18 protein-coding genes are annotated in these 21907 nt (G+C 72.2%); 15 read left to right on the forward strand and 3 right to left on the reverse strand.

Annotated elements, in window-relative coordinates:
• Positions 1 to 37 precede the first annotated feature (37 nt).
• The 6 genes from ABEA93_RS13990 to ABEA93_RS14015 all read left to right on the forward strand — a co-directional run bounded on the left by ABEA93_RS13990 (position 38) and on the right by ABEA93_RS14015 (position 7856).
• A complete protein-coding gene (locus ABEA93_RS13990) occupies positions 38 to 934 on the forward strand; it encodes a TatD family hydrolase (RefSeq protein WP_345675816.1) in 897 nt (298 codons plus the stop codon).
• Positions 935 to 1119: 185 nt separating this feature from the next.
• Positions 1120 to 2172 carry a resuscitation-promoting factor gene (locus tag ABEA93_RS13995; protein WP_345675817.1) on the forward strand — a complete coding sequence of 351 codons (1053 nt, stop codon included), beginning with the start codon at positions 1120 to 1122 and terminating at the stop codon, positions 2170 to 2172.
• 6 nt (positions 2173 to 2178) lie between these two features.
• Entirely contained in the window at positions 2179 to 3069 is an 891-nt protein-coding gene (gene rsmA / locus ABEA93_RS14000) for a 16S rRNA (adenine(1518)-N(6)/adenine(1519)-N(6))-dimethyltransferase RsmA (protein ID WP_345675818.1), read from the forward strand.
• A 72-nt stretch (positions 3070 to 3141) separates the two neighbouring features.
• Complete coding sequence (locus tag ABEA93_RS14005) at positions 3142 to 4107, forward strand: 4-(cytidine 5'-diphospho)-2-C-methyl-D-erythritol kinase (RefSeq protein ID WP_345675819.1); 966 nt, start codon at positions 3142 to 3144, stop codon at positions 4105 to 4107.
• 171 nt (positions 4108 to 4278) lie between these two features.
• Positions 4279 to 6012, forward strand: coding sequence for an ABC-F family ATP-binding cassette domain-containing protein (locus ABEA93_RS14010; RefSeq protein ID WP_345676037.1), 1734 nt, complete (start codon positions 4279 to 4281; stop codon positions 6010 to 6012).
• A 329-nt stretch (positions 6013 to 6341) separates the two neighbouring features.
• Positions 6342 to 7856: a polysaccharide biosynthesis protein gene (locus ABEA93_RS14015; RefSeq protein ID WP_345675820.1), complete on the forward strand. Its 1515-nt coding sequence runs from the start codon at positions 6342 to 6344 to the stop codon at positions 7854 to 7856.
• A gap of 75 nt (positions 7857 to 7931) precedes the next feature.
• Here ABEA93_RS14015 and ABEA93_RS14020 read toward each other — a convergent pair whose 3' ends face one another.
• Both ABEA93_RS14020 and ABEA93_RS14025 read right to left on the reverse strand, forming a co-directional pair.
• The gene (locus tag ABEA93_RS14020) at positions 7932 to 8840 is read right to left on the reverse strand and encodes an FkbM family methyltransferase (RefSeq protein WP_345675821.1); all 909 of its coding nucleotides are present in this window, start codon (positions 8838 to 8840) and stop codon (positions 7932 to 7934) included.
• A gap of 155 nt (positions 8841 to 8995) precedes the next feature.
• The gene (locus tag ABEA93_RS14025) at positions 8996 to 9826 is read right to left on the reverse strand and encodes a glycosyltransferase family 2 protein (RefSeq protein WP_345675822.1); all 831 of its coding nucleotides are present in this window, start codon (positions 9824 to 9826) and stop codon (positions 8996 to 8998) included.
• Positions 9827 to 10115: 289 nt separating this feature from the next.
• On the opposite strand from ABEA93_RS14025, the gene ABEA93_RS14030 reads away from it, so the two are divergent.
• Complete coding sequence (locus ABEA93_RS14030) at positions 10116 to 10562, forward strand: pyridoxamine 5'-phosphate oxidase family protein (RefSeq protein WP_345675823.1); 447 nt, start codon at positions 10116 to 10118, stop codon at positions 10560 to 10562.
• Here the strand turns inward: ABEA93_RS14030 and ABEA93_RS14035 are convergent.
• Complete coding sequence (locus ABEA93_RS14035; protein WP_345675824.1) at positions 10547 to 11326, reverse strand: TetR/AcrR family transcriptional regulator; 780 nt, start codon at positions 11324 to 11326, stop codon at positions 10547 to 10549. The two genes, ABEA93_RS14030 and ABEA93_RS14035, sit on opposite strands and share 16 nt — an antisense overlap.
• Before the next feature lie 318 nt (positions 11327 to 11644).
• On the opposite strand from ABEA93_RS14035, the gene ABEA93_RS14040 reads away from it, so the two are divergent.
• The 8 genes from ABEA93_RS14040 to ABEA93_RS14075 all read left to right on the forward strand — a co-directional run bounded on the left by ABEA93_RS14040 (position 11645) and on the right by ABEA93_RS14075 (position 21880).
• Positions 11645 to 13165 (forward strand): APC family permease, encoded by a 1521-nt coding sequence (locus ABEA93_RS14040; RefSeq protein ID WP_345675825.1) that lies wholly within the window; start codon positions 11645 to 11647, stop codon positions 13163 to 13165.
• Between the two features lie 47 nt (positions 13166 to 13212).
• Complete coding sequence (locus ABEA93_RS14045; protein ID WP_345675826.1) at positions 13213 to 14856, forward strand: amidohydrolase; 1644 nt, start codon at positions 13213 to 13215, stop codon at positions 14854 to 14856.
• Positions 14857 to 15032: 176 nt separating this feature from the next.
• Positions 15033 to 16319 (forward strand): phosphopyruvate hydratase, encoded by a 1287-nt coding sequence (gene eno, locus ABEA93_RS14050; protein ID WP_345675827.1) that lies wholly within the window; start codon positions 15033 to 15035, stop codon positions 16317 to 16319.
• A 79-nt stretch (positions 16320 to 16398) separates the two neighbouring features.
• A complete protein-coding gene (locus tag ABEA93_RS14055) occupies positions 16399 to 17007 on the forward strand; it encodes an FtsB family cell division protein (RefSeq protein ID WP_345675828.1) in 609 nt (202 codons plus the stop codon).
• A 55-nt stretch (positions 17008 to 17062) separates the two neighbouring features.
• On the forward strand, positions 17063 to 17608 hold the full coding sequence (locus ABEA93_RS14060; protein ID WP_345675829.1) for a DUF501 domain-containing protein: 546 nt from the start codon (positions 17063 to 17065) through the stop codon (positions 17606 to 17608).
• Positions 17605 to 18540 (forward strand): Ppx/GppA phosphatase family protein, encoded by a 936-nt coding sequence (locus ABEA93_RS14065; protein ID WP_345675830.1) that lies wholly within the window; start codon positions 17605 to 17607, stop codon positions 18538 to 18540. Before ABEA93_RS14060 ends, ABEA93_RS14065 begins: the two co-directional genes overlap by 4 nt.
• A gap of 440 nt (positions 18541 to 18980) precedes the next feature.
• The gene (locus ABEA93_RS14070) at positions 18981 to 20333 is read left to right on the forward strand and encodes an NAD(P)/FAD-dependent oxidoreductase (protein WP_345675831.1); all 1353 of its coding nucleotides are present in this window, start codon (positions 18981 to 18983) and stop codon (positions 20331 to 20333) included.
• Positions 20334 to 20563: 230 nt separating this feature from the next.
• Entirely contained in the window at positions 20564 to 21880 is a 1317-nt protein-coding gene (locus ABEA93_RS14075; RefSeq protein ID WP_425584943.1) for a class I SAM-dependent methyltransferase, read from the forward strand.
• The last annotated feature ends 27 nt before the right edge of the window (positions 21881 to 21907 follow it).

Here is a 21907-nt window from a genome sequence, read left to right on the forward strand (position 1 = left end):
GGCACCCACCGCGGCCACGACGTAAGGAACCCCCACCATGGGCAAGCGCTCGCGCCGGGACGGCGGCCCCCGGGACACCACGCCGCCGCCCGCCCCGCCCTCGCTGCGCGTGCCGGTCTGGGACGCGCACACCCACCTCGACCTGCAAGAGGGCGACGTGGGCGGCGCGTTGGCCGCCGCTGCGGCGGTCGGGGTCTCCACGGTCGTGCAGGTCGGCATCGACGTGCCGTCGTCCCGCTGGGCCGCGGAAGCCGCGCTCGACAACCCGCGCGTGCACGCCACCGTCGCCCTGCACCCCAACGAGGCGCCCCGCCTCGTGCACGGCGACCCGGACGGCTGGTCCGGGCAGCGCCGCGAACCCGGCGGCATGGCCGCCCTCGACGCGGCGATCGCCGAGATCGACGAACTCGCCGCGCTCCCACAGGTGCGCGGCATCGGCGAGACCGGCCTCGACTACTTTCGCACCGGGCCGGAAGGCACCGCCGTGCAGCAGGAGTCGTTCCGGCGGCACATCGCCCTCGCCAAGCGGCACGGCAAGGCGCTGGTCATCCACGACCGCGACGCGCACGACGACGTGCTGCGCATCCTCGCCGAGGAAGGCGCCCCGGAGACCGTGGTGTTCCACTGCTTCTCGGGCGACGCGGAGATGGCCAAGACGTGCGCCGAGCGCGGCTACGTCATGTCGTTCGCCGGCAACATGACCTACCCCAGCGCGCAGCAGCTGCGCGACGCGGTGGCCGTCGCCCCGCTGGACCTGCTGCTGGTGGAGACCGACGCGCCGTTCCTGACCCCGGTGCCGTACCGGGGACGGCCGAACGCGCCGTACCTCGTTCCGGTGACGGTCCGCGCCATGGCCGCGGTGAAGGACATCGACGAGGACGTGCTGTGCGCGGCCCTCGCCGCCAACGCCGAACGGGTGTTCGCGCGGATCTGACGGCTCGGCAACCTGTTACAGTCCCATGCTCGGTTGACTGGCAGGGGACGGGAGCCACCTTGAGTCGTTCGGCCGAGCCGCGCGGCGGATCCGCGAACGGATCCGCAGGCCGGCGCGGGAACCGCCGCGGCAAATCCGCCGGACGGGGCTTCTCGCCGCGTGCCCTCGCGGGCCAAATCGTGGTCGTGGCCGTGCTCGTGGGCGGCACCACCGCGTTCGTCGCGTACGACAAGACCGTGACGCTCGTCGTCGACGGCAAAGAACGCACCGTGCACACCTTCGCCGACCGCGTCTCCGACGTGCTGAGCCGGCAGGACGTGAAGGTCGGCGAGCACGACATCGTCGCGCCCGGCCGCAACGCCAAGCTCGCCGACGGCGACCGCATCGCGGTCCGCTACGGCCGCATGATCACCCTCACCCTCGACGGGAAACCGCAGCAGGTGTGGGTGACCGCCACGTCCGTGTCCGAGGCGATGGACCAGCTCGGCGTCCGCACCGACGGCGCCTTCCTGTCCGCGTCGCGCAGCCAGCCCATCGGCCGCGAGGGCCTGAACCTCGACGTCCGCACCGAACGCGGCATCACGTTCCTCGTCGACGGCAAGCAGATCCCGCTGCGCACCAACGTCGCCACGCTCGGCGAAGCGCTGGCGCAGGCCGGCCTGACGATAGGCCCGCAGGACCGGATGAGCGCGACGCCGGACGTCTACCCGACCGAGGGCATGACCGTGTCGGTGCTGCGGGTCTCCGGGTCGACGGTGACCAAGGACGAGAAGATCCCGTTCGAGACCGTCAAGCAGGACGACCCGACCGTGTTCAAGGGCACCGAGACCGTCGTCACCAAGGGCGTCGCGGGCCTCAAGCGGATCACCTGGGCCTACGAGACCGTCGACGGCGTCAAGCAGAACCCGCGCAAGGTCAACGAGGAGACCGTCAAGCAGCCGGTGACCCAGATCGTGAAGGTCGGCACCAAGGCGATGCCGAACTCGGTGGCGGGCGCGGACGACCTCAACTGGTCGGCGCTCGCCCAGTGCGAAGCGGGCGGACGGGCCGGCGCCGTCGACCCCTCGGGCACCTACCACGGGCTGTACCAGTTCGACGCGCAGACCTGGCAGAGCCTGGGCGGCTCGGGGGTGGCCAGTACGGCGCCCGCGTCCGAGCAGACCTACCGGGCCAAGCTGCTGTTCGTGCAGCGGGGTGCGAGTCCGTGGCCGGTCTGCGGCCGTAAGCTTTACTCGTGAGTGCTCGTGAGTAATCCCCCCGCGGGACCCGGTCTCCTCGGCCCCGCGGACATCCGCGAGCTGGCCGCGGCGCTCGGCGTCCGACCGACCAAGCAGCTCGGCCAGAACTTCGTCATCGACGCGAACACCGTGCGGCGCATCGTGCGCACCGCCGAGGTGCGCCCCGACGACGTCGTGGTGGAGATCGGCCCCGGCCTCGGCTCGCTGACCCTGGCCCTGCTGGAAGCCGCCGACCGGGTCGTCGCCGTCGAGATCGACCCGGTGCTCGCCCGGCACCTGCCGACCACCGTGGAGAACCGGATGCCGGAGCGCGCCGACCGGTTCGCGCTGGTGCACGCCGACGCGATGACGGTGACCGAACTCCCCGGCCCGGCGCCGACCGCGCTGGTCGCGAACCTGCCCTACAACGTGTCCGTGCCGGTCCTGCTGCACATGCTGCAGACCTTCCCGAGCATCGAACGCACCCTGGTGATGGTGCAGTCCGAGGTCGCCGACCGGCTCGCCGCGACGCCCGGCGGCAAGGTCTACGGCGTTCCGTCGGTCAAGGCCGCGTGGTACGCCGACGTGAAGCGCGCGGGCGCCATCGGCCGCAACGTCTTCTGGCCCGCCCCCAACGTCGACTCCGGCCTCGTCTCGCTGGTCCGCCGCGAGCCGCCGACCACCACCGCCACCCGCGAAGCGGTCTTCGCGGTCGTCGACGCGGCCTTCGCGCAGCGCCGCAAGACGCTCCGCGCGGCGCTCGCCGGGTGGGCCGGATCGCCGGCCGCCGCCGAGGAAGCGCTCACCGCGGCGGGCGTCGACCCGAGGGCGCGCGGCGAAGCACTCGACGTCGAGGCGTTCGCGCGGATCGCCGAGCACGCCCCCGCGGGACGGGGTCCGGGGTCCCCTGCGGCGTAACGGCCACCTCACGCCCCGTACCATCGGACCGACCCGGCCGAGGGCGTCCGGCCGCGCCGGGGCCGGGACGTGATGCCGAGCCGTGATGCCTTGGGAGTACCAGCAGCCGTGAATTCCGTGACCGTCCAAGTCCCTGCCAAGGTGAACCTGCAACTCGCCGTCGGCGCGGTCCGTCCGGACGGCTACCACGAACTCGTCTCGGTGTTCCACGCCGTCTCCCTCTACGACGAGGTGACCGTCACCCGCGCGGATGAACTCGTCGTCACCGTCGAGGGGGAGAACGCCGACGACGTCCCGGTCGACCGCTCGAACCTCGCGGCCCGCGCCGTCGCGCTCCTCGCGGACCGCCTCGGCCAGTCCCCGGACGTGCACGTCCACCTGCGCAAGGGCATCCCGGTCGCGGGCGGCATGGCGGGCGGCAGCGCGGACGCCGCGGCCGCACTGGTCGCCTGCGACACCCTGTGGCGCGGCAACACCCCGCGCGACATGCTGCGCCGGCTCGGCGCGGAACTCGGCAGCGACGTTCCGTTCAGCGACCTCGGCGGCACCGCCATCGGCACCGGCCGCGGCGAACGCCTCGCCGCGGTGCCGACCGTCGGCGTCTACCACTGGGTCTTCGCGCTCGCCGACGGCGGCCTGTCGACGCCCGCGGTCTACGGCGAATGCGACCGGCTGCGCGAAGCCGCGGGCACGCCGGTGCCCGACCCGGCGCCCAGCGAGTCGCTGATCGCCGCCCTGCGCGCCGGCGACGTGCCCGCGCTCGGCGCGACCCTCACCAACGACCTCCAGGACGCGGCGATCTCGCTGCGCCCGTCGCTGCGCGCCACGCTGGACGCCGGGCTGGCCGGCGGCGCGCTCGGCGGCATCGTGTCCGGATCCGGCCCCACCTGCGCGTTCCTGGCCGCCGACGAAGCCGGGGCGCGGACCGTCGCGCGGGCGCTCGCGGCGTCCGGCACCTGCCGCACGACCCGGGTCGCCTTCGGGCAGGTCGGCGGTGCGCGCGTGGTACCGCAGCGGCTGCGCAGCACCGCGCCGTGAGCCGAAGGCCGGTCCTGACCCCGGTCCTCGCCCTGATCGGCGGGTCCCGGCCGCGGGCGCTCTAGAATCGGCTGTTCCCCCTCCCCGAACCGGGTCCCTCGCGCGGGCCCCCGAAAAGGTCGTGTCGTGGCGAACCTCGTCAACCTGGAATCCGTCGGCAAGGCGTACGTCATGCGCACGCTGCTCGACGGCGTCTCGCTCGGTATCGGCGAAGGCGACCGCATCGGCGTCGTCGGCCGCAACGGCGACGGCAAGACCACGCTCATCAAGGTCATGGCGCAGCGCGAGCCGGCGGACACCGGCCGTGTGACGCACATGACCGGGCTGAGCCTCGGGTTCCTCAGCCAGCAGGACGACCTCGACCCCGCCGCGACGGTGCGCCACGAGGTGGTCGGCGACCGCCCGGACCACGACTGGGCGGGCGACGCCCGGATCCGCGACGTGCTGACCGGGCTCTTCGGCGGCCTGGACATGCCGGGCTTCCCGCAGGGCATGGACACCGTGATCGGCCCGCTGTCCGGCGGCGAGCGCCGCCGCATCGCGCTCGCCAAGCTGCTCATCGGCGAACACGACCTGATCATCCTCGACGAGCCCACCAACCACCTCGACATCGAGGGCATCGCGTGGCTCGCCGACCACCTCAAGAACCGGCGCTCGGCGCTCGTCGCCGTCACCCACGACCGCTGGTTCCTCGACGAGGTCTGCCTGCGCACCTGGGACGTGCAGGCCGGGCGGGTGCACGACTACGAAGGCGGCTACTCGGCCTACGTCCTGGCGCGCGCCGAACGCGAGCGCATCGCCGCCACCGAGGAGACCAAGCGGCAGAACCTCATCCGCAAGGAACTCGCGTGGCTGCGGCGCGGCGCGCCCGCACGCACGTCCAAGCCGAAGTTCCGCATCGACGCGGCCAACGAGCTGATCGCCGACGAGCCGCCGCCGCGCGACCGCAGCGAGCTGATGAAGTTCGCGAACGCCCGGCTCGGCAAGACCGTGTTCGAGCTGAAGGACGTCACCGTCCAGGCCGGCCCGAAGACGCTGCTCACCCACCTGACCTGGAACCTCGGTCCGGGCGACCGGGTCGGCCTGGTCGGCGTCAACGGCGCGGGCAAGACGTCGCTGATGCGGGCGCTGGCGGACGCCGCGTACACCGAGAAGGAGCCGGCCGCCGGGCGGATCGTGGTCGGCAAGACGGTGCGGCTGGCGTACCTGTCCCAAGAGGTCGCGGAACTCGACCCGACCTGGCGGGTGTTGGAGGCAGTCCAGCGGGTGCGCGAGCGCGTCGACCTGGGCAAGGGCCGCGAACTCACCGCCGGCCAGCTGTGCGAGCAGTTCGGCTTCACCGGCGAGAAGCAGTGGACGCCCGTGGGCGACCTGTCCGGCGGCGAGCGCCGCCGCCTGCAGCTGCTGCGGCTGCTCATGGACGAGCCCAACGTGCTGTTCCTCGACGAGCCGACCAACGACCTGGACATCGAGACGCTCACGCAGCTCGAGGACCTGCTCGACGGCTGGCCCGGGTCGCTCGTGGTGGTGAGCCACGACCGGTACTTCGTCGAGCGCACGACCGACAACGTGTGGGCGCTGCTCGGCGACCAGACGCTGCGCATGCTGCCCAACGGCATCGAGGAGTACCTGACCCGCCGCCGCGCCGTCGCGGAAGCCGCCGCTCCGGCGCCGGTCCGGCAGAAGACCGGCGACACCCGCGCCGCGAAGAAGGAACTCCAGAAGATCGACCGGCAGTTGGCCAAGCTGACCGAACGGGAGGCGAAGCTGCACGCCGGAATGGCCGAGCACGCCACCGACTTCGGGAAGGTCGCCGAACTGGACGCGGAGCTGCGCAGCATCGCCGCGGAACGCGAGGACCTGGAAACCCGCTGGCTGGAACTCGCCGAGGAAGCAGGGGAGTAGCGCGCGGTCGGCCGGGCGCGCGGCGGGGGACCGGCCGGTGGCCGATCCCCCGGTTTCCCTCCCGCACCCCTGTCCCCATTTCCGCCCCCGAAAAAATCCGCCCAAAGCCCGACGGGCGCCGCATGGCACCCGTAGTCTGAACGGCGGTACCGGTGGGCGTTCCCGCGCCTGCCGGGGTTGTGGGGGCGGGAGGGGCAGTCGCAACGCGGCGCCCGGAACCGGCGGGTGCGAGTGGGGATTTTCACCCGGGCGGGTTCCACGGCGTCGACAACGCACGTGACCGAGGCGACCCGCCGACGGTCGCGCTGCCCCTGACTTTGGGGGGCAACATGGGGTTCGAAAGCACATCCGCCGAGACGCGCCGCGCGGGCCTGCGCACCCTGGTCGTGGGGGCCGGGTCGGCGGGCAGCGCATTGGCGCGGGACCTGCTGCACACGCCCGAATTCGGGCTGGTCCCGATCGGGTTCCTCGACGACGACCCGGGCAAGAAGACGGTCCGCGTGGCCGGGCCGCCGTGGGACGAGCCGGGCCTGCCGGAACAGCTCGACGTCCTCGGCGGGCTCGACCAACTGGTCGATGTGAGCCTGGAGTTCGCCGTCGAGGTAGTTGTGCTGGCCATTCCCGGCCTGGCGCCGGAGGACTTCCGCAAGGTCGCCGCGGCGGCCGCGACGGTGGGCGCCAGTGTGCGCTACCTTCCGTCCTTCCTGGTGGCCTTGCGCCGCGACGTGGTGGGCAGCGACATGCGCACCCTCGACGTCAACCGGCTCATCGGCCGCCAGGAACTGCACGTCGTCTCGGCGTCGGTGCGCGAGGTCATCGCCGGCCGCCGCGTCCTGGTGACCGGGGCGGGCGGCTCGATCGGCAGCGAACTGTGCCGCCAGGTCTACGGGTTCGGCCCGAGCAAGATGTACATGCTGGACCACGACGAGTCCAACCTGCACCGGCTGCAACTGGACGTGTGGGGCGAAGCGCTGCTCGACGACGACACCCTCGTCATCGCGGACATCCGCGACCGGCCGCGCATCGACCAGATCTTTTCCGACCTCAAGCCCGAAGTGGTGTTCCACGCCGCGGCGCACAAGCACCTGCCGCTGCTCGAACGGCACCCGTGCGAGGCGGTCAAGTCGAACGTCCTGGGCACCGAGAACCTGGTGCGGGCCGCGCTGGACGTCGGGGTGGAGCGGTTCATCCTGATCTCCACGGACAAGGCCGCCGACCCGGTGTCCGTGCTGGGCGCCACGAAGCGCTTGGCCGAACTGATCGTGCAGGCCAACACGCAGGCGCCCGGGGTGTTCGCGGGCGTGCGGTTCGGCAACGTGCTCGGCAGCCGCGGCTCGCTGCTGTCCGTGCTCGCCGAACAGGTACGCGGCGGCGGCCCGGTCACCGTCACGCACCCCGAGGTCACCCGGTTCTTCATGACCATCGAGGAAGCCGTCGGCCTGGTCCTGGAAGCCGGGCGGATGGCGCAGGGCGGCGAGATCTTCGTGCTCGACATGGGCGACCCGGTGCGCATCGTGGACCTCGTGCACAAGTTCGTCGAACAGGTGAACGAGCCGCGGGTGGAGATCCGGTTCACCGGCCTGCGGCCCGGCGAGAAGCTGCACGAGGCGCTGTTCTCGGCGGTCGAGGAACGGCTGCCGACCGAGCACCCGCGCGTGTACGCGACGGTTCCGCCCGTGGACGCCCTCGGCGCGGTGGTCCGGCTGCCCGAGCTGTACGCCGCGGCCGCCCGGAACGACGACGTCGCGGCCCGGCTGCTGCTCACCGAGCTGCTGCCCGGCTACACCGCGGCCCCCGGCGAGGGCGCCCCGGCGTTCGCCGCGCTCTACCCGGACGACTTCTGACCGCGGCGCCGGGCCGGGCCCGCGCCGGGATGCGCGGACCCGGCCCGGCTCCGTCGGCCGGACCTCGTCCCGGAGTCAGCGCGGGCTGCCCGCGAACTCCAGCATGAGCGGCACGTACGGGGTGCGCCGGTCGGCCGCGCCCTGGAACACGATCCGGAAGTCGCCGAACTGGCGGCGGACCAGCACCAGCAGCTCGGAGTGGGGGAAGATCCCGCGCGGACCGGCGAGTTCGACGTACAGGTAGTGCACGGTCATGCCGGCCATGCACTTGAGGACGTCCAACTCCGCACCGGCCGCGGCGACCCGCACCAGGTCGTACTCCTGACGCCCGGTGACGGACGACGGGTCGCCGATGCTGCGCACCGGGATGCGGCGCGGCGTGCCCGGGCAGTCGACGAGGCCGGCGATCAGCGAACCGGTGGACGAGCGGTCCGGGTCGACGAACATCTCCTCGGCGCCGTGCGCGCCCAGGGCGTACGGCCAGATGCGGACGCCCCGGAGCGCGGTGGTGTTCGCCTCCAGGTGCGGCAGGATCCGGCCGTTCGGCTCGAACACGTCGATCTCCGCGCCGGGCGCGAAGTGCCGCAGGGTGACCGCGAACTGGCCGAGGTGGCCGCCCACGTCGAGCACCGAGCGCAGTCGGAACCCCGGCCGCAGGTTGCCGAGCACGTCGGTGCCGACCTCGCGCGGGCAGGACTGCAGGGCGAGCGGCGTCGTCATCGTGTCGTACGCGAACGGCCGGTCGAGGTAGCGCACGATGCGGGGCCGGCCGCGCACGGCGCGCACGTACGACGCGGTCATGTCGCCGTAGTAGCGCAGCTTCGCGCCGAACCCGACGCCCGACCCCCACCACGCCCGATTGCGCTGCCACAGGCGGAGGTTGGTGTCGCCCGTGCGCCGGTTCCCCTCCGCCCGGCCCTCCGGCGAGCCGCCCTGCGCGGGCACCCGGGGCGCCGACCCGCCCCCTTTCGACACGGCGGTCACGGCGGCAGGGTCGGTCGGGTGAACCACGGCACTCCTCGGGACGGGCGTCCGCCGAGCGGACAAACGGGGGAACGCGAGGACAACGAATCAGCACGCCAGGTGGTCACTTCATCGGCCGATCAGGCGACCGATCGGTCCAAGCCGGACCTCCTCCCTCAGCCCCGCTGGGCCCGGCGCTGCTCCGCCATCCCGCACAGGACGCCGCCCACCTCGACCGCCTTCAGCAGGGCCAGGCCCACCGTCAGGGCCGGCGCCTTGGCGAGGCGGGCGGGGGTGACCAGGGACGGGTGGTCGACGGTGCGGCGCTCCTGGCGGGGGAGCTGTGGGTACTCGTACAGCTTCCGGCCGTAGGAGCGCTTCTTGGCGAATGCCCGCCCGAGGGACAGCCGGCCTTCGTCGCGGCCGACGGCGGCGTCCAGGCGGCCGATGGTCCAGCCGTCCGCGGCGATGCGTTCGGCGAACTCGCCGTCGTCGCAGCCGTAGAGCGATTCGTCGAAGCCGCCCGCGAGTTCGACCGCGGAGCGGCGGAAGAACCGGGCCGAGCCGCGGGCCGTCAGCCGCCGCTCGTGCGCCCGGCAGCGCGCGAAGAACCCGGCCCCGAAGGCGTATTCGGGCACCACCAGCCCGCCGAGCCCGGGGTCCTGGCAGAACGCGGTGGACGCCTCGGTCGCGGCGCCCGGGTCGAGCACCATGTCGCTGTCCAGGAACGCCACCACCCGCCCGCGGGCCGCCCGCCATCCGGCGTTCCGCTGCGCGTTGCGTTCCCCGGCGTGCACCAGGACACGGTCGGCGAACACCTTGGCGATCTCCCGCGTGGCGTCGCCGGACCCGCCGTCCACCACGACCACCTCCGCGGCCGTGCCGGCCTGGGCGCGCAGGCTCCGCAGACACGCCTCCAACGTGCGCCCCGAATTGCGCGTGGGGACGACGAACGAGACCTCGGACACCGCGACCGCCTTCTTCCGGCTGCTTCTGCTGCTTCCCATGGACGCGCACCCGGCGCGCCGGGCCCGTCCGGCCCGCGGCCCCGGCCACGCCGCCTAGGGGCGCGAGGAATGGGTGCGATGAATCCGAGAACGAAGAGAAGTCACGGCGGACACTCGCGAATCACTCGTTGGAATGAAATATGTGTCCGGTGGCGGTATCCGGTCGTTCGCGCGCCCGTTTCGGGACCCGCCCTGTGTCGTGCGTCACTCGTGGGAGTACGGTGGCCGGGTCGAACAACCGTCGGACCGTACCCGCGCAACGGGACGGCACACGAGAGGCGGAATCGGGATGATCGACCCGGAGCTGAAGGCCGCACTCGACACGATGCTCGGGGACCCCGAGCACTGGGTGCACGTGGGGACCGTGACGCCGAGCGGGGAGCCGCACGTGACCCCCGTGATGCTGGCCTACGACGACGACCACCTCTATTTGAGCCTCACCGGCCGTACCAAGAAGGCCAACCTGCAGAAGAACCCCAAGGTGTGCGTGTCCATCGCCGAAGACGGGGACATCGCGCATGTCATCGTCTGGGGCGACGTCGAACTCCGCGAGGACGCGTGGGCGCAGGAGCGCTGGGAGTTCGCGATGCGGCACATCCTCGGCGACGAAGGCCTCGACCAGCAGCGCCGCGCGCTGTCGCGCGAGGGCACCAGCCTGGGCGTGCTCACGCCGACCCGCTGGCGGATCTTCGGGTTGGACGGCCCGGGCGGCGCGCCCGGCTACTTCCCGGCCTGAACCCCGTCCGGCGCGGGTGCGGCCGGCCCCGGCACCGAAGCAGAAGCCGCACCCGGCGCCGTGTGCGCCGCCGCGCGCGCCGCGATCGCGTCGAGCAGCAGGTCGAGCGCGAGCAGGTAGGTGGCTTCCTCGTCGACCTGCGGCAGGTGCGGCGCGGCCGCCGCGATGTGCGGGTAGCGGTCCGCGGGCGCCCCGGCGTACTCGCGGGCCCATGCCCCTTCGTCGCCGTCGCGCGCCGCCGGTTCGAGGGTCAGGTAAGCCGCACCCATGCCGGCCCAGGACAGCGAGAAGTCGACCAGGGCGCGGTAGTACGCGACGGCCTCGGCGGGCGGGAACCCCGCGCGGTGGAACGCCGCGAGGATGATCTCGACGGCGCCCATCTCCGCGGGCCGCCGGGTGGTGCGGGTGAACGACAGCACGGCGGCGTCCGGGTGCGCGAGGTACATCGCGCGCAATCGGACCATCATTTCGCGCAGGGTGGCCCGCCAGTCGTCGGACGGCGCGAAGTCCTCGAGCATGCGGGCGAGCAGCCGGTCGGCGACCGCCAGGACGAGTTCGTCCTTGTCGCGGAAGTGCCGGTACAGCGCGGTCGGGTCCACTCCGAGGTGCCCGCCGATGCGGCGGTACGTCAGGCCTTCGGGGCCCTGCTCGTCGAGCAGTTCCAGGCAGCCGTCGACGATGCGCTCGGGGGTGAGCCCCGGCCGGGTGCGCGTTCCCGGTCGGCGCCGGGGGCCGCGCACTCCCGTTCCCGTGCCTGCCGCCACGGCGTCCCTCCTCGTTCCGGCACCCGGTTCCCCGCGGTGCGGTCCGGTGCGGCGGCCGCTTCCGGGCCGCGGAATCCCGGCGCGGACCGCCGGGAACGGACCCATCTTGCCGTGCCGGAGGGCCGGGGAGTCCCGGAGGTGTTTCAGTAAACACTTTTGTCAACACCATTGACTAAGGCGTTGACATGTGTGTTTCCTGAATGCTGCCTTGATTGCCCCGGGACTCCGGCGGCGGCCCGACGGCCGGCTCCGCGTCCCCCGAGGAGGCGTTACCCAGCTCCGCCCGCACCACCGTGCTCTGCCCCCAGGAGTGTCCGGATGTCCGCCGACACCGCCCGCCGGCCCGCGCCGACCGCCGCATCCCCCGATGCAACCCCCGATACCGGACTCGCGAAGAGCCTCGGCGTCCGCCAGGGCGTCGTCATCGCCCTCGCCAACATGAGTCCCACCGTCAGCATCGGCCTCGGCCTCGGCCTGCTCGGCGCCATCGTCGGCACCGGCCTCCCGGCCACCTTCCTGCTGGCCGCGCTCCCCATCCTGGGCATCGCGGTCGGGTACGCCCGCCTCTCGGCCCGCGAGCCCAACGCCGGCACCACGTACATCTGGGCCCGCCGCGCCCTCGGCCCCTGGGTCGGCTTCCAGCTCGGCTGGATCGGCCTGGCCACCTCCACGCTGTTCCTCGCCTACGGCGCCCAGCTGTCCGGCCAGTTCACCCTGGGCGTGCTGCACGAACTCGGTGCGGGCGTCGACCCGGAGTCGATGAAGTGGGCCACCGCGATCGGCGTCGTGTGGACCGCGGCGATCGCCTGGACCGCGGTGCGCGGCGTCGAGCTGGCGGCCCGCGTGCAGGGCATCCTGTTCGGCTTCGCCGTCATCGTCGTCACCGCGGTGTGCGTCGTGGCCTTCTTCGGCCTCGGCGACGGCGGCGCGACCGCCGACTTCAGCGCCTCGTGGTTCAACCCGTTCGGCTTCGACAGCACGTCGATCATGGCCGGCGGCGTCCTCATGGCCGCCTACACCTTCTGGGGCTGGGAGACCGCGTTCAGCGTCTCCGAGGAGAACGTGGACCGGAAGGTCGCCGGCAAGGCGGGCCTGCTGTCCATCGCGATCGCCGCGGGCATGTTCATCTTCGCCTCGGTCGCCTTCCAGCGGTCGCTCTCTGCCGACGAGTTCGCCGAGCACGGCGCCAACGCCCTGCCCTACCTGACCGACAAGATGTTCGGCGGCCAGGGCGCGCTCGTCGCCTACCTCGCGATGCTGCTGTCCACCCTCGCCTGCCTGCAGTCCAGCGTCATCGGCGGCGCCCGCCTCACCATGGCGATGGGCCGCACCGGCGTCCTCGGCGAGCGCTGGGCCCGGCTGCACCCGAAGCACCGCACGCCCGCGTTCAGCACCTACGTCACGGTGGCCGCGGCCCTGGTCATCGCCGTCGTCGGCGTCGCCCTCGGCAAGCTCAGCGACGTCATCATGGCGACCGTCAACGCCGTCGGCATCCTGGTGTCGTTCTCCTACGGCACCGTCGGCCTCGCGTGCGTCATCCTCTTCCGCCACGAACTGCGCGCCTCGGTCAAGAACCTGGTGACCATGGCGATCCTGCCCGGCATCTCGGGCATCGCGCTGCTCTGCCTCGGCGGCTACATGGTCTACACGAACTGGACCTCGGTCGACAGCATCGCGTTCGACGCCAACAACGGCCGGTTCCTGGTCGCCGTGCCGGTGGCGATCATCGTCCTGGGCGTGCCCATCGCGGCATGGAACCGGTTCGTCCGGAAGCCCGGCTACTTCACCCTCCCGCGCGGCGTCGACCCCGACACGGTCCACGCCGCCGACCACGGCTGAGCCCCGATCCCAGCCGACAGCACCACTCGGAAAGGCCCGATACACCCATGCCGCACGCCGACCTCGTCTTCGTCAACGGACCCGTCTTCACCGTGGACCCGGCCCGAACCCGGGCCCGCGCGGTGGCCGTCCGCGGCGGCCGGATCGCCGCCGTCGGACACGAGGCGCGGATCCGCGACCTGATCGGCCCCGGCACCGAGGTCGTCGACCTCAACGGCCGCCTGCTGCTGCCCGGTTTCCAGGACGCGCACGTGCACCCCGTGTTCGGCGGACTCACCATGAGCCGCTGCGACCTGAGCGAGGCCGAGACCCAGGAGGAGTCGCTCGCGACCGTCGCCGCATACGCGGCCGCGAACCCCGGCACCGAATGGGTACTCGGCGGCGGCTGGTCGTTCGACCAGTTCCCCGGCGGCATGCCGACCCGGCAGATGCTCGACGCGGTCGTCCCCGACCGCCCGGTCTACCTCCAGGTCGCCGACGGCCACAGCGGCTGGGCGAACAGCCGTGCCCTGGAGATCGCCGGCCTGGACAAGAACTCCCCGGACCCGGCGGACGGCCGCCTCGAACGGGAAGCCGACGGCACCCCCGCCGGCGTCCTGCACGAAGGCGCGATGGGCCTGGTCGGCAAGCACACCCCGAACCCGACCCGCGAGGACTACCTCAAGGGCCTCGCCGACGGCCAGGCGTACCTGCACTCACTCGGCATCACCGCGTGGCAGGACGCCATCATCGGCGCCTTCGGCGGCTACAACGACCAGTACGACACCTACCTGGAGGCGGCCGAGAGCGGCCTGCTCACCGCCCGGGTCCGCGGCTGCCTCTGGTGGGACCGCGAACAGGGCGCCGAGCAGCTCGACTTCCTCCTCGACCGGCGCGCCCGCGGCACCGTCGGCCGGTTCTCGTGCGGCACGATCAAGCTGATGCAGGACGGCATCACCGAGAACTTCACCGCGGCGCTCGGCGAGTCGTACTTCGACGGCTGCGGCTGCCACACCGGCAACCAGGGCCTGTCGATGGTCGACCCGGTCCTCCTGCGCGACTACATCACGCTGCTCGACGCGCACGGCTTCCAGGTGCACTTCCACGCGATCGGCGACCGCGCCCTGACCGAGGTCCTCGACGCGGTGGCCGCGGCCCGCGCCGCGAACGGCTTCAACGACCTGCGCCACCACATCGCACACGTGCAGATCGTCGACCCGGCCGACATCCCGCGCTTCCGCGAACTCGACGTCGCGGTCAACATGCAGCCGCTGTGGGCCGCGTACGAGAAGCAGATGCACGAGCTGAACATCCCGTTCCTCGGCGAGAAGCGCGCCGCCTGGCAGTACCCGTTCCGGTCCTTCCAGGAGGCCGGCGCGGTGCTCGCCGCGGGCAGCGACTGGGCGGTGTCCACGCCGGACCCGATGGAAGGCATCCACGTCGCGGTCAACCGCCGCTACCCGGGCGCCGACGAGCCGGTGTTCCTCCCCGAGCAGCGGATCGACCTGGCCACCGCGCTTGCCGCGTACACCGCCGGGTCGGCGTACGTGAACCACCTCGACGAGACCGGCACCATCGAGGCCGGCAAGCTCGCCGACCTCGTGGTCCTGGACCGCGACCCGTTCGCCGGGCCGGCCGAGGAGATCCACGCGGCGAAGGCCGCGCTCACCTATGTCGAGGGCGACCGCGTCTACGCGGCCCCCGACGCCTGATTCCCCGGCGGGCGGCGGTTTCCGCTGCCCCCGCCCGCCGGTTCCAAAGCCCGCCCGGCACTCCGTGCCGGGCAGCCGCCACGCGGCGCGGACCTCGCGCGAGCCGCGGCACGCCAGGCACTAGGCTCGGCCGGGCAGACCTGCGCGCCGTTCGGGTGCCCGGAACCATCAAGGAGATGCTCGTGGCCGTCATCGACGTCGTCCATGCCAGGGAGATCCTCGACTCCCGTGGCAACCCCACGGTCGAGGTCGAGGTGATCCTCGACGACGGCAGCCAGGGCCGCGCGGCGGTCCCGTCCGGCGCGTCGACCGGCGCGTTCGAGGCCATCGAGCTGCGCGACGGCGACGAGGGCGTCTACGGCGGCAAGGGCGTCCAGAAGGCCGTCCTCGCGGTCGTCGAGCAGATCCAGACCGAGATCGTCGGCATCGAAGCGGACGAGCAGCGGATCGTCGACCAGACGATGATCGACCTCGACGCCACCCCGGACAAGTCCAACCTCGGCGCCAACGCGATCCTCGGCGTCTCGCTCGCCGTCGCGCACGCCGCCGCGGAGGCCTCCGGCCTCCCGCTGTTCCGCTACCTGGGCGGCCCGAACGCGCACGTGCTGCCGGTCCCGATGATGAACATCCTCAACGGCGGTGCCCACGCGGACACCAACGTCGACATCCAGGAGTTCATGATCGCGCCGATCGGCGCGGAGAGCTTCTCCGAGGCGCTGCGCTGGGGCACGGAGACGTACCACGCGCTCAAGTCCGTGCTGAAGGCCCGCGGCCTGGCCACCAGCATCGGCGACGAGGGCGGCTTCGCCCCCGACCTGCCGAGCAACCGCGACGCCCTCGACCTGATCCTCGAGGCGATCGGCAAGGCGGGCTTCGAGCCGGGCAAGGACATCGCCCTCGCGCTCGACGTCGCCGCGACCGAGTTCTACGACGACGGCTCGTACACCTTCGAAGGCGCGAAGAAGTCGTCCGCCGAGATGGCCGCGTACTACGCCGAGCTGGTCGCCGCGTACCCGCTCGTGTCGATCGAAGACCCGATGAACGAAGAGGACTGGGACGGCTGGAAGCAGCTGACCGACGCCCTCGGCGGCAAGGTCCAGCTGGTCGGCGACGACCTGTTCGTCACCAACCCGGCCCGCCTCGCCCGCGGCATCGAGTCCGGCACCGCCAACGCGCTGCTCGTCAAGGTCAACCAGATCGGCTCGCTCACCGAGACCCTGGACGCCGTGTCGCTCGCCCAGCGCAGCGGTTACCAGTGCATGATGAGTCACCGTTCGGGTGAGACCGAGGACACCACCATCGCGGACCTGGCCGTCGCCACCAACTGCGGCCAGATCAAGACCGGTGCCCCGGCCCGCTCCGAGCGCGTGGCCAAGTACAACCAGCTGCTGCGCATCGAGGAGGTCCTCGACGACGCGGCGGTCTACGCCGGCCGCGCCGCGTTCCCCCGCTTCAAGGCCTGATCGACCGACGCCCTAGCGACTGGGTGCGGGCCGGCCGCGCGGGATCCCGCGCGGCCGGCCCGAAGGCAGGGAGGACACGGTGTCCGAGCCGGGCGGCGGACGGACGGGCAAAGGGACCGGCGGCAGCGTTCGCACGGCCCCCCGGACGGGACGGCCGGCGGGGGCCAGACCTGCGGGCACCGGCGCGCCGGACGCGAAGAAGCCGCGCCGCCGCCTCGTCGTCACCTGGGGCGGCGCCAAGGGCCGCCCGAACCGGCTGACCGGCCGCGCGGGCATCCTCGCGCTGGTGCTGTGCACCCTGGCGATCGCCCTCGTGGTCCCGGTGAAGCAGTACCTCAACCAGCGGCAGGAACGCGTCGACCTGCGCGAGCAGACCAAGAAGCACGAGCAGGAAGTCGCCCGCCTGCAAGCGGAGATCGAACGCTGGAAGGACCCGGCGTACGTCCGCCAGCAGGCCCGCAAGGACCTGCACTACGTGAACCCGGGGGACACCCAGTACTCGGTGGTGCCGCCGCCGAGCGCCACGCCGAGCCCGGGCGCGAGCGGGGGACCGAAGGGGAGCATGCCGAGCCAGTTGTGGGATTCGGTGAAGAGCGCCGACGCAACGCCGCCGGCCAAGACCGCCCCGACGGGACCGCCGCCGGCCCCCGCCGAGAGCATCGGCGACTCCCGCAGTTCCCGGAGATAGCCCACCCGCCGCGAGCCCGCACCCCTCGCCTCGAAAATCGGAAATACTGCACAGCATGGATCAGCAGGACGTCGCCGCCGTCACCGCTCAGCTCGGACGTACTCCCCGCGGTCTCCGCGGGGTTGCCCACCGCTGCCCGTGCGGCCTGCCGGACGTGGTCGAGACCGCGCCCCGCCTCGAAGACGGCAGCCCCTTCCCGACGATGTACTACCTGACGTGCCCCCGCGCCGCGTCCGCGATCGGCACGCTGGAGTCCGACGGGATGATGCGCGAGATGAACGAACGGCTCGCCGCCGACGCCGACCTGGCGGCCCGCTACCGGGCCGCGCACGAGGACTACATCAAGCGCCGCGACGCGATCGACGTCCTGGCGGGCTTCCCGTCCGCGGGCGGCATGCCCGACCGGGTCAAGTGCCTGCACGTGCTCGTCGCGCACTCGCTGGCCGCCGGGCCGGGCGTCAACCCGCTCGGCGACGAGGCGATCGCCGCGCTGCCCGAGTGGTGGATGAAGGGCCCGTGCGTCTGCGCCGAACCGGCCGAACCGGCCGAACCGGCTGAACCGGCCGAACCGACCGAGACCACCGACGGGGGCACGGCGTGACCACCGAACGCGTCGCCGCGATCGACTGCGGCACCAACTCCATCCGCCTCCTGGTCGCCGACCTCGATCCGGAGACCGGCGCGCTCACCGACCTCGACCGCCGCATGGAGATCGTCCGGCTCGGCCAAGGCGTCGACAAGACCGGCCGCCTCGCCCCCGAGGCGCTCCAGCGCACGTTCGCCGCGTGCCGCTCCTACCGCGAGGCGATCCGCGCCCTCGGCGCCGACCGGCTGCGCTTCGTGGCCACCAGCGCGAGCCGCGACGCGGAGAACCGCGACGAGTTCCGTGCGGGCGTGCGCGAACTCCTCGGTGTCGAGCCCGAGGTCATCACCGGCGACGAGGAGGCCAACCTCTCCTTCACCGGCGCGACCCGCGAGCTGACCGGCACCGCCGGCCTGGACACCCCCTACCTGGTCGTGGACATCGGCGGCGGCTCGACCGAGTTCGTGCTCGGCGCGGACCGCGTGGAAGCGGCGCGCTCCGTGGACATCGGCTGCGTCCGCATGACCGAGCGCCACTTCACCGCGGATCCGCCCACCGCCGACCAGATCGCCGCCGCGAAGGCGGACATCGACGCCGCGATCGACCTGGCCGCCAAGAGCGTCCCGCTGGACCGCGCGGAGACCCTGGTCGGCCTCGCCGGCTCGGTCACCACGGTCGCGGGCATCGCGCTGGCGCTGCCGGAGTACGACTCCACCCGCATCCACCACGCCCGGCTCACCGCCGGGCAGGTCGCCGAGGTCGCCGCCCGGCTGCTCGCGACGAGCCACGACGAGCGCGCCGCGATCCCGGTCCTGCACCCGGGCCGTGTCGACGTCATCGCGGCCGGCTCGCTGGTGCTGCAGACGATCATGGAGCGGGTCGGCGCGCGCGAAGTCGTGGTCTCCGAACACGACATCCTCGACGGCATCGCCTGGAGCGTCCTCGGCTGAGCCCCGCGGCCCACTGCGGGGGACCGCCGAACACCCGTCCGGAAGGCCCGGAATCCCACCTCGTGGGACTCCGGCCGGAATTGTTTGTGAAACTCTTCACATGGCACTCGGGCAAACTTTTCGTCACTTTGCCACTAAGTGACTTTGTGAAAGCTTTCTCGATCACCCCGGCGGATCGGTTGACTGCGTCACGTATCCCGTCCACGCGGCCATGGCGCGGATCACGTAACCGCCGGGAGCGCCCCGCGCGTGTGGATCGTTGCAGGTCATAACCCTCGTCGGGGGCCGGGTTGCGATCACAAGGCGCAGCCGCCCTCCCGCCCGGACAACCGCAGGCGCACCCCGCCGAAAACAAAAACGCGCAGGGTATCACAGGCGTGCCCGAGGCCTGCCAGCGGGCTCCCGGCAGGGCGTCGCGGTGCTCCGGGATACTTCCCTACATGAGCAGCTCCACGGATCAGCCTCGCATCCTCGTCGTCGGTGGCGGGTACGTCGGCCTGTACGCCGCGCAGCGCATCCTCAAGAAGATGCGCTACAACGAGGCGACCGTGACGGTCGTTGACCCGCGGTCGTACATGACGTACCAGCCCTTCCTCCCCGAGGCCGCGGCGGGAAGTCTGTCGCCGCGCCACGTCGTCGTCCCGCTGCGCCGCGCCCTGCCCAAGGCCGATGTCGTGACCGGGCGGGTCACCACCATCGACCAGGACACCAAGGTCGCCCGCATCGAGCCGCTCGTGGGTGAGGCGTACGACCTGAAGTTCGACTTCCTGGTCATCGCCCTCGGCTCGATATCCCGCACGTTCCCGATCCCCGGCCTTGCCGAGAACGGCATCGGCTTCAAGACGATCGAAGAAGCCATCGCGCTGCGGAACCACGTCCTGGGGCAGCTCGACGTCGCCGACTCCACGACCGACCCGGAGATCCGCCGCAAGGCACTCACCTTCGCGTTCGTCGGCGGCGGCTTCGCCGGCATCGAAGCGCTCGCCGAGATCGAGGACATGGCGCGCGATGCGGTGAAGTACTACAAGAACATCAGCCGCGACGACATGCGCTTCATCATGGTCGAGGCGATGCACCGCATCCTCCCCGAGGTCGGCGACGAACTCGGCAAGTGGACGCTCAAGAAGCTCAAGGAACGCGGCATCGAGTTCTACCTCGAGACCTCGCTCCAGTCCTGCGTCGACAAGCACTGCGTGCTGTCCGACGGCACCGAGTTCGACGCGAGCACCATCGTGTGGACCGCGGGCGTCAAGCCCAACCCGGCGCTCGCCGAGTTCGGCCTGCCGCTCGGCCCGCGCGGCCACGTCGACACCCGCCCGACCCTGCAGGTCACCGGCATGGACCACGTGTTCGCGGCCGGCGACAACGCGCAGGTGCCGGACCTCGCCGCGGGCGAGGGCGCCTGGTGCCCGCCGAACGCGCAGCACGCGGTGCGCCAGGCGAAGCAGCTCGGCGACAACGTGATGAGCGTGATGCGCGGGTTCCCGCCCAAGGAGTACCGCCACAAGAACCTCGGCGCGGTCGCGGGCCTCGGCCTGCACAAGGGCGTCGCGATCATGATGGGCAAGTTCAAGCTCAAGGGCCTGCCCGCGTGGCTGTTCCACCGCACGTACCACATGTACGCGATGCCGACGTTCAACCGGAAGACGCGCATCGTCGCGGACTGGACGCTCGCGATGTTCTTCCGCCGCGAGATCGTCTCGCTCGGCTCCATGGAGCACCCGCGCGACGAGTTCGCCGAGGCCGCGCTGCCGCCAGCACCGAAGAAGGAAGAAGCCGGCAAGACGATCTGATCATCGTCACGTCAGCCGACCGCGCGTTTCGCTGACTCGCCGTCAGGGCCCGTATCCCGGAAGGGGTACGGGCCCTTTCGCGTTTCCCGGTAGGCCCGGTGCGACCGGGCAAACGACTGAATCGAGCGTCATTTGCGGTGATCAGGGGCAATGTACCCACGGGTGGCCTCCCGGCCGTCCGGGTCCGTCCCCGTCCCCGCGGCGCGCAGCGGGAGTGAGGCGAGAACGCAGTGAGCACGACGAGCACCGGTCCGAAGCACACCGACGAGACGCGCCACGGCGACCCGGCGGAGAAAACCCCGGCGCCCCAGGGGCGTTCCGCATCACCGGCGCCGCCGGCGGCGGACCGCTGGCCCGGCCTGGCGGAGGTTCCCGACGTACCCGCGCGCGCCCGGGTGGCGCGGCGGATCTTCCGGCACGCGGTGCGCAAGCTCCGGGTGCGGGTCCATCTCCCCGGCGGGAAGATCATGGGCGCCGGCGGGTTCGGCGACCCGGTCATGCGCATCGCCCGCCCCGACGAGTTCTACGCCCGGATCGGCGCCGGCGGCCTGATCGGCTTCGGCGAAGCGTGGATGACCGGCGCATGGGACGCCGACGACCCGGCGGGCGTCCTCACCGTGTTCGCCCGCAAGCTGCCCGAGCTGGTCCCCGCGCCGCTGCAGAAGCTGCGCCGCTGGGCGCTCGCGGTGCGCCCCGCGGACGAGGAGAACACCCCGTCCGGCGCGCGCGGCAACATCAGCCGGCACTACGACCTGTCGAACGACCTGTTCGCGTTGTTCCTCGACCCGTCGATGACCTACTCCTCGGCGCTGTTCGCGCCGGGCGACGACCTGCCCGCCGCGCAGCACCGCAAGATCGACGCGGTGCTGGACGCGGCCGCCGTCGGCGAGGGCACCCGGGTCCTGGAGATCGGCACGGGCTGGGGCGAACTCGCACTGCGGGCCGCGGCGCGCGGCGCCGAGGTCGTCACGATCACGTTGTCCGAGGAACAGCGCACACTCGCGCGCCGCCGTTTCGAGGAGGCCGGGTACGCGGACCGCATCGAGGTCCGGCTGTGCGACTACCGCGAAGTGACCGGCACCTACGACGCGGTGGTCAGCGTCGAGATGATCGAAGCGGTGGGGGAGCGCTACTGGCCCGCGTACTTCGCCGCGATCGACCGGGCACTCGCGCCGGGCGGCCGCGCGTGCGTGCAGTCCATCACCATGTCCGACGAGCGCATGCGCGCGGCGCGCGACACGTGGACGTGGATGCACAAGTACATCTTCCCGGGCGGCCTCATCCCCTCGCCCGAGGCGATCGGCGGCGCGTTGGAGAAGCACACGCGGCTGCGCGTCGTGCAGCGCCGCGATTTCGGGCCGCATTATGCGGAGACGCTGCGCGTGTGGCGGGAGCGATTCCTGGCCGAAGGCGCAGCGGTCGACGCGCTCGGGTTCGACGCGACGTTCCGGCGGATGTGGGAGTTCTACCTGGCGTACTGCGAGGCCGGGTTCCGGTCCGGTTACCTCGGCGTCGCGCAGTTCACGCTGGCCCGCGGCGTGCGCTGACCGGCGATCCGGGGACCGGGTACGGCG

This window comes from Yinghuangia aomiensis, assembly GCF_039542225.1.
GTDB classification, from domain to species: Bacteria; Actinomycetota; Actinomycetes; order Streptomycetales; family Streptomycetaceae; genus Yinghuangia; species Yinghuangia aomiensis.

Excerpts from the sequence above, each read along its gene's own strand:
- ABEA93_RS13990 (WP_345675816.1), top strand. The coding sequence starts at position 38 with ATGGGCAAGCGCTCGCGCCGGGACGGCGGCCCCCGGGACACCACGCCG.
- ABEA93_RS14005 (WP_345675819.1), top strand. The coding sequence starts at position 3,142 with ATGCCGAGCCGTGATGCCTTGGGAGTACCAGCAGCCGTGAATTCCGTG.
- ABEA93_RS14010 (WP_345676037.1), top strand. The coding sequence starts at position 4,279 with ATGCGCACGCTGCTCGACGGCGTCTCGCTCGGTATCGGCGAAGGCGAC.
- ABEA93_RS14015 (WP_345675820.1), top strand. The coding sequence starts at position 6,342 with ATGGGGTTCGAAAGCACATCCGCCGAGACGCGCCGCGCGGGCCTGCGC.
- ABEA93_RS14025 (WP_345675822.1), bottom strand. The coding sequence starts at position 9,826 with ATGGGAAGCAGCAGAAGCAGCCGGAAGAAGGCGGTCGCGGTGTCCGAG.
- ABEA93_RS14030 (WP_345675823.1), top strand. The coding sequence starts at position 10,116 with ATGATCGACCCGGAGCTGAAGGCCGCACTCGACACGATGCTCGGGGAC.
- ABEA93_RS14040 (WP_345675825.1), top strand. The coding sequence starts at position 11,645 with ATGTCCGCCGACACCGCCCGCCGGCCCGCGCCGACCGCCGCATCCCCC.
- ABEA93_RS14045 (WP_345675826.1), top strand. The coding sequence starts at position 13,213 with ATGCCGCACGCCGACCTCGTCTTCGTCAACGGACCCGTCTTCACCGTG.
- eno (WP_345675827.1), top strand. The coding sequence starts at position 15,033 with ATGCTCGTGGCCGTCATCGACGTCGTCCATGCCAGGGAGATCCTCGAC.
- ABEA93_RS14060 (WP_345675829.1), top strand. The coding sequence starts at position 17,063 with ATGGATCAGCAGGACGTCGCCGCCGTCACCGCTCAGCTCGGACGTACT.
- ABEA93_RS14070 (WP_345675831.1), top strand. The coding sequence starts at position 18,981 with ATGAGCAGCTCCACGGATCAGCCTCGCATCCTCGTCGTCGGTGGCGGG.